This is a genomic window from Bacteroidota bacterium (genome assembly GCA_018698135.1).
GTDB lineage: Bacteria > Bacteroidota > Bacteroidia > CAILMK01 > JAAYUY01 > JABINZ01.
The window spans coordinates 19,800-27,178 of the sequence record JABINZ010000092.1; the positions used below are offsets into that span (position 1 = coordinate 19,800).

Sequence of the window (7,379 nt, forward strand, 5' to 3'; positions counted from 1 at the left end):
TTCTCGCTAAAAGTAATTAGTAAAATGGTTATAGTTATGAGTTATAGAAATTTAGAAATCTGGAAACTTGCAAGAAAAAATGTAATTGACATTCACAAAATGACATTGACAAAGCTTCCCAAGTTTGAAATGTTTGAGGAAGGAAGTCAAATAAGAAGATCTTCTAAATCTGTTCGATCAAAAATTGTTGAGGGTTATGGAAGGAGAAAATATACAGGTGATTATTTGCGATTCTTGACCTATTCTATTTCTTCAAACGATGAAACAATAGACCATCTGGAGACTCTTCTTGAAACAGAATCTTTAAAAGATGAGGCATTATACAAAGAAATATGGAACAATATTGATCATCTTGGGAAAATGCTTAATAGGTTTATTCAATCAATCGAAAACGCTAAATAAATGAGCAACGAAATGTCAGCTACAGGCTACAAGCAGCCAACTGGGAGCAACCAGCCACAAGCAACCAGCTACGAGCAGCGATTAATCATAAATCCAGACATAAACTTCATCAGACGAATTAAAAAAGAAAGCGGTTCAGACCTAAAGACTTGCATGCAGTGTGGGAATTGTACAGTTGTTTGCAACCTATCACCAGAAGAAAATCCTTTTCCCAGGAAAGAAATGATTTGGGCTGCATGGGGGCAAAAAGAACAATTAATTTCGGATCCTGATATTTGGCTTTGTCATCAATGTGGAGACTGTACAACCAATTGCCCAAGAGGAGTGAAACCTGGAGATGTATTGGCGTCATTACGTTCACAAACAATTGAGCATTATGCAAATCCCAGCTTTCTTGCAAAAGGGCTGAAAAACCCATGGATGCTTCCTGTGATGATTGCTATTCCAACATTAATAATCTATTTAATTATACAATTCGCAGGTACTTTTAGCAATACCGTTAATCCGGTAAATTATTCTGAGTTCTTTCCACATGCATGGTTGAACTCCTCATTTTCCGCCCTTGTTCTATTGATTGGAATCGGGCTTGTGTTTAGTGTTCGTTCTTTTTGGATGGGGATGAAAACTCATCAACATAATTCGTCATTGCGACCTCGAGAATTCGAGGGAAGCAATCCTCAAGAAGAAATGGGATTGCCACGCTCCGCTCGCAATGACGGTCTCTTTCATACCATCTGGCAAGTAAAAAAAGAACTCCTGTCGCATAAAAAGTTCAACGATTGCGAAACCAATAAGTTCAGACAACTAGCTCATGCTCTTGTTTTTTATGGATTCATTTCATTAATTGTAGTTACTATATGCGCGATATTGGCTGTGGTTTTGGAAGCCTATCCGCTAGCACTTTGGCATCCGGTTAAAATTGCAGGAAATCTGGCCGGACTATCTATTATTGTCGGTTTGGTGATTATGATTGTAGAGCGGCTTAAAAAGAAAGATGCAGTATCAAAAAGTAGTTTCTTTGATTGGTCGTTTTTAATTTCCGTATTGCTTCTTGTTATTTCAGGATTCCTGACCGAATTCGCTCGTTTTGTAAACACTGGCCTGGGCTATTATTGGTATTTTTTCCATCTGGTCATCATGTGGTATGTAATACTGTATTTACCATACACCAAATTCGGACATATGATTTATCGATTTGCAGCTTTGATGTTTGTGAAAAGGAGTGGGCGGATATAATTATTCATTTGGCTCAAAACTCCACTGAATATCTTTTTGAGCTGATTGGAGATAATCAAAATAAAGTTGTCGTATAATCCGCTTTTGAAATCTATAGCTATAATCTGATTCTGAAACCAACTCTCTTAATTTATTATGTGTTCCAACAACCATGTCTAGCAACTGAATGTATCGATAATAAATTGCCGTATCATCTATGTCAATTACTAACATGCCATCATTTTCGTGTTGAACGACAAAATCCCAATACGCATTCGAGAGATGAGCTAAAGTATACAATGAATCATTGACTACAAATTTATTTTGAGCGTTTAGTCCAATTTTGAAAAAACAATAGTCTTCTAACCAAGGATTAAAAAGGGAGGGAGGCGGAGGTATAGGGCGGGTATTGTTTATCGAATCGGGGAGATATGGATCGATTTTGTGATAAAGCCCAAGGTTTGTAAAATGCCCAGGATATAAATTTTTATAATCGATGTTTTGAACCATAAAGTAGATATTAAAAAAGGAATTGTACCTAAGTTCATTTTCAAATTGCAATATGTGTTTCATACTTGTATTACTATCAACAGATAGCATTACGCCCTCATTCCTCCATGGTCGTGTTGAAGAACTGGTTAAGCATTGTTGCAAGTACTTTGATATCCCCAATTCAGCTATCAAAGAATCACCAGCAATCATTTTCATCTCCTTATTATAATCGAACAAATAAAATTCATTAAAATAATAATAGTTAATACTATTTGAATTTTTAGCATAAGGTATGTTTATCTGGTAATTGGATTTTACATCTACCTGCTTATAAGCATTGTTAATTTCGGTATGACTAATAAGATTAATATTAATTAACGCTGCAGATAATATGGAAATTGAAATAAGGAAGGCCAGCATCAATTTCCAGGGATTTTTGAACCTGCGACTTATATTCATCCAGCTAAAGAAAAAATAATTAACCAATAGCAACCAAAAGAGATTTTCAAAAGATTCTTTCAAATCAATATATACGAATAGCACCCAAGCTGAGCAGAAAAATCCAAAAAGAAAACCAGTCTTAAAAAGAAACCAAATGAAATACCATGAAAAAAGTTTTTGATCTACTACAACCTGGTGACTTCTTAATCGGGTTTTTTTCCAAAATGATTTAGTATTTCCTGAAAACCAGATTTCAAGGCACACTGTTTGGCCAAATATACCGGCAAAAAGAGCATACACAATATTATAAAACATCACATCTTCTGAATTCCACTTCCATAAATAATCAAGAAGTAAAATTGCCCAATAGCGTATTGATTCTCGAATACCAATAGCAAAATAATAAAATGCGATGGCCGTAAATAGCCCAATAATTATTCCAGCCCAGAAACGTAATCGTGGAATATCATTGATTTTAAACTGCGATTTGAGAAATCCTTTCTGAAGAGGCATTTATTTGTTTTTGTAAAAATAATTAATCTTTTTTGAGTAAAAAATAGACTTAAAGTAATTTATGTTACAAGGAAACAAAAGGGGCAATCGGTTTTATTGCCCCAAGAACAATTACTCTTATTTCATCTTCCTGAAAAATCGTATTGAACCTATTGAAAACAGGAATACAAAAGCTCCTAATCCAATGTAGGCTGTAAACGCTAGGATCGGAATAATATTAAACACAAAAGCGAATGCTCCCAACAATCCATTTATCCCGTTCATCAAAAATGAGATTCTTAGCAATTTATTGCTTTTATCAAATATTGGAACCAAAAACAATGATGATAGGCCGAAGAAAACTGTCCAGCCAAGCATGTTAATGGATGATGTGATAGAATGTGGATTGGCTTGTATGAAGTGTTCCAAGCCCATTGTGTTACCATCTGATAAGGCAAAGCGGACTGCGCTGATCTGAACAAAATAATGAATACAAATTGTAATCATAAAAGCAATTCCAAAGCTTAAACTGATTCGGGAGAATATCTTTTTATCTTTCTCGGCAAACTCATGAAAAGCGCTAATTAAAACTACATATGCTATTCCCATCAGTAGCATAAAGAATTTGGCCAGTTCGGCAAAAAACATATTGTTGTTTTGTGTGTACGCTATGTAATCATCAATTTTTGTCCAGATGAACAAGGGAGAAGTAGTAAGTATTCCGACAAAGCAAATGATATAGATAATGAAAGTTGTAAGAATAACAATTGCTGACCAATAGCCTAATTTTTGAGTACTATTACTCATATTTGTTTCAAGAGTTTTCATATTAATTCTCTTTAAATGATTATTAAAATTTAGGACAGAAGAGCTTTTTAGTCAGATTATATAATGCCTGCGTCTTCTGAATTTTCTGCAGCTTGTATAATTCTGTGAAGATCTCTAAAAGGTTCTTTTTCTAATTCGATTTCCTTATGACATTTAATTGCATGTACAATTCCTGAAGAATAATTTAGAACTGAATAGTGCATTTGAGTAATTTGAATTTCCTTATTAAATAGGGGCTGTATGATGAATACGCTTATGAAAAACCGATATTTAAGAAATTCTTGTGGTAGATTGTTGTTATTAACGACAATATGTGAAGAGAAGACATTGGGTAATTGCTGGTTTTTACCAATTCCGTTATAATTGGATAAGCCGATAAAAATAGCAAGCAAGGGCAGTATCAAAATCAACCCAATATTTGCTATTCTGTTAATCATAATTACAAAGTTACTTCATATATGTGGTTTCAAACCATGTTTTAAAAATTGGATCAAGAAATTCAATTTTTGAACCCCAAAGGTCAATTACCTCTTTCGATTCTAAGGCAGTTTTAATCTTTTTAATATTTCCCTGTGAGCCCAGATTGTAGGTAGATAAGGTTTCTTTTGAGGAGAACTGCTCAACACCGTCCACAAGTGCTTTGAGGAAGTTTACCTGAGTATTTGATAGGTTATCGGTTTCTCTTTGAAATAGAATCGAGCTTTGAAGAAGTAAATCATTTAATGCAAATTCGACTATTTCATCAGTACAGTTTCCATCAGTCTTTTGCCAAACAATATTGGAAAACAATTGAACATAATAAGGATGGTTTTCAGAAATTTGTGCGATTTGTTGTGCAAGTTTTTTGTTAATTCTTTTACCTGTTCTTTTAAATTGAAGAGGAATATATTTAAGCCAGTATTTTTCATCAATTTTGTTTAAAAAGATGGTGTCTCCAAATTTATAGAATGGCATTGATTTGTTTTCAAAGATATCAGTCATCATGTGCCGCTTGCTTCCATATAGACAATAAGTCGTTTCACTTTGGTTTTGCCAGACTGATCTTAATTTTTTTTGAAGAGCCAGGGGTTCGTCAAAGAATGAAATGTTTTGAAACTCATCAATACAAACAACTATTTTAATATTTTTCTTTTTTGCTATTTCTTCGGGCAGATTTAAAATTTCATTAGCAGATTTTTTTAATTGCTTGAAGTCTAATGAAATTGTGAAGTCGTTTTGAGGATCAATCCCAAAACTAAAACGAGGAAATAAGGTTCTTATAAATTGCTTTCCGTTTTCGGCCCATTCTTCCCATTTGTGAGAAGTGGTTTTTAAGACCTCAGTAGCAAAAAGCTCAAAGAATTCTTCTTCAGTTCGCACATTGAACATATCAATAAAGCAAAAATGGACATCCGATCTCTCTTTTTCAACTTCTTTGGCCACCATTCTGACTAATGACGATTTCCCCCACCTTCGAGGAGAAATTAACATCGTATTGTTGCTGCCAAGTATGTTGTTTTTAAGGCGCTTTTTCTCTTCCTCCCTATTAATGAAACTTTGACCAATTGCAAGTTTCCCAAATATAAATGGTGAGTTCATAATTTTATGTTTACACAAATGTAATACAAAAAGGTATAATACAAAAAGGTATAACACCGTTTGGTATTGTATTTGGCTATTGTTTAGTCATCAGGAAGGTAACCCGTGAAATTAAAGCGTATTTTTATTGGAGGATTTCTTTATTGAAATACTATTATATACGACAGCAGAAATAATAACAAATCCCCCAATGATTGTTCTTAAATCAGGTATTTCAACAAAAAAGACGATTCCCAGAACAATTCCATATACAGGTTCAAGGCTTGCAACAATACTGGCTGTTTGTGCTTTTACCTTCTTTAAACCGTCAATAAAAAGTGTATGAGATACAGCAGTAAATACTACGCCCAATAATAGTAGCATGGATACAAGCTTGAAAGAAAATGTAAATGTCAGAAAAAACAGAAAGGGAAGAAGGAAAATTGTTGCTGCTGCATCCTCATAAAAAGCTATTTTTAGCGCAGTGTGTTTTTTAACGTAAGACCGATTGGCCAATGAAAGCAGTGCAAATGAAAATGCAGACAAAACGCCCCAAACAATGGCTTTGAATGTTGTGTTGTCAAAACTGAATTCCGGGACTATAATAAGTATTCCTAAAATGGCCAAGATTGCTGAAAGGATTGATCGAGCTTTGAATCTTTCCTTGAACAGGATGGGCTCAAGTATGGTTACAAAAAGGGGGAAAGAGGAATAAGTAAGCAACCCAATGGCTATTGATGATAGTTGTATACTATGGAAAAAACTGACCCAGTGAAAAGCCAATAATCCGCCCAAGATGGCCAGAAAAAAATAATCCCTTTTATTTTTGAGAGAAAGGTTTTGTTTTGTTATTTGTAAAATTAAATACAGGGCAATACTGGCAAAAAACACCCGACCAAAAACCAAAATAATGGGATGAACTGTTAGCCATTTCGCAAATAATCCAGCTACTCCAAAGAGCAATACAGCAATATGTATTTTAAGTAAAGACAGCTTCATGTATAAAGTTCAAAAAGTAAAATTACGCCAAAATCTTTAATTGTATTTTTGCAAACCTTTATGGAAGTCAACACAACATATAAAAGCATTTTCAGAATATCGCTGCCAATTATTATTGGAGGGATGGCTCAAACAGCAATCAATGTAATTGATACTGCTTTTCTTGGCAGGCTTAATGAAATTACTTTAGGAGCAGCAGCTATTGGAGGGATTTTTTATTTGATTTTCACCCTTCTGTGCATGGGAATGGCCATAGGAGTACAGATTATTATTGCACGAAGAACAGGGGAAAATAAATCGAAGGATGTCGGAATAGTATTCGATCAAGGACTTTATCTCATGGGTTTGTTTAGCATACTACTTTTCCTGTTGATGTATTTTGCAGGGCCTCAATTAATGAAACAAATATTAACCTCCGACCTTGTGTATGAAGAGGTAATTCGTTATTTGAGAATTAGAAACTTTGGAATTTTCTTCGTGGGAATGAATATGGCTTATAGGGCGTTATATGTAGGTTTGTCAAAAACCAATGTATTAACCTATTCCACTGCGTTCATGGCAGTAGTAAATATTTTTCTCGATTATGTATTGATTTTTGGGAATTGGGGTTTCCCCAATATGGGTATTCAGGGAGCTGCATTAGCATCTGTTATTGCCGAAGTTTCAGCCATGGTTTATTTTATCATATTCACTAAAATCAGGCTTGATCTGAATTCACTTTCATTGTATCGTTTTAGGAAACTCAGCAAAGATATCATTGGTTCCATTGTAAATCTTTCGTATCCCAGTGTATTTCAAAACCTGATTTCTATTGGAACCTGGTTTATGTTTTTTGTGATTATTGAAAAAACGGGCGAAAGACAACTAGCCATTTCGAATGTATTGAGATCAAATTTGATGATATTTATGCTCCCGGTTTGGGGATTGGCAACTACTGCAAATACAATGGCTTC

Annotated in this window: 8 protein-coding genes; 3 read left to right on the forward strand and 5 right to left on the reverse strand. The window is 34.4% G+C overall.

Features of this window, described 5'->3' with window-relative positions; all coding sequences use genetic code 11:
* The first annotated feature begins 36 nt into the window (after positions 1–36).
* Both HOG71_05780 and qmoC read left to right on the forward strand, forming a co-directional pair.
* On the forward strand, positions 37–402 hold the full coding sequence (locus HOG71_05780; protein ID MBT5990343.1) for a four helix bundle protein: 366 nt from the start codon (positions 37–39) through the stop codon (positions 400–402).
* Positions 403–1,638, forward strand: coding sequence for a quinone-interacting membrane-bound oxidoreductase complex subunit QmoC (gene qmoC / locus HOG71_05785; protein ID MBT5990344.1), 1,236 nt, complete (start codon positions 403–405; stop codon positions 1,636–1,638).
* Here qmoC and HOG71_05790 read toward each other — a convergent pair whose 3' ends face one another.
* From HOG71_05790 to HOG71_05810, 5 genes are all read right to left on the reverse strand, one after another.
* Entirely contained in the window at positions 1,639–3,063 is a 1,425-nt protein-coding gene (locus HOG71_05790) for a hypothetical protein (protein MBT5990345.1), read from the reverse strand.
* 117 nt (positions 3,064–3,180) lie between these two features.
* Positions 3,181–3,870: a hypothetical protein gene (locus tag HOG71_05795; GenBank protein MBT5990346.1), complete on the reverse strand. Its 690-nt coding sequence runs from the start codon at positions 3,868–3,870 to the stop codon at positions 3,181–3,183.
* A 56-nt stretch (positions 3,871–3,926) separates the two neighbouring features.
* Complete coding sequence (locus HOG71_05800; GenBank protein ID MBT5990347.1) at positions 3,927–4,307, reverse strand: hypothetical protein; 381 nt, start codon at positions 4,305–4,307, stop codon at positions 3,927–3,929.
* Positions 4,308–4,317: 10 nt separating this feature from the next.
* A complete protein-coding gene (locus tag HOG71_05805) occupies positions 4,318–5,448 on the reverse strand; it encodes an ATP-binding protein (protein ID MBT5990348.1) in 1,131 nt (376 codons plus the stop codon).
* 111 nt (positions 5,449–5,559) lie between these two features.
* A complete protein-coding gene (locus HOG71_05810) occupies positions 5,560–6,426 on the reverse strand; it encodes an EamA family transporter (GenBank protein ID MBT5990349.1) in 867 nt (288 codons plus the stop codon).
* A gap of 60 nt (positions 6,427–6,486) precedes the next feature.
* On the opposite strand from HOG71_05810, the gene HOG71_05815 reads away from it, so the two are divergent.
* Positions 6,487–7,379, forward strand: an 893-nt coding sequence (locus HOG71_05815; GenBank protein ID MBT5990350.1) for an MATE family efflux transporter, incomplete at its 3' end; no start/stop codon positions are given.

Coding starts and splice junctions, on each gene's coding strand:
- HOG71_05800 (MBT5990347.1), bottom strand. CDS start 4,307: ATGATTAACAGAATAGCAAATATTGGGTTGATTTTGATACTGCCCTTG.
- HOG71_05805 (MBT5990348.1), bottom strand. CDS start 5,448: ATGAACTCACCATTTATATTTGGGAAACTTGCAATTGGTCAAAGTTTC.
- HOG71_05790 (MBT5990345.1), bottom strand. CDS start 3,063: ATGCCTCTTCAGAAAGGATTTCTCAAATCGCAGTTTAAAATCAATGAT.
- HOG71_05795 (MBT5990346.1), bottom strand. CDS start 3,870: ATGAAAACTCTTGAAACAAATATGAGTAATAGTACTCAAAAATTAGGC.
- qmoC (MBT5990344.1), top strand. CDS start 403: ATGAGCAACGAAATGTCAGCTACAGGCTACAAGCAGCCAACTGGGAGC.
- HOG71_05810 (MBT5990349.1), bottom strand. CDS start 6,426: ATGAAGCTGTCTTTACTTAAAATACATATTGCTGTATTGCTCTTTGGA.
- HOG71_05780 (MBT5990343.1), top strand. CDS start 37: ATGAGTTATAGAAATTTAGAAATCTGGAAACTTGCAAGAAAAAATGTA.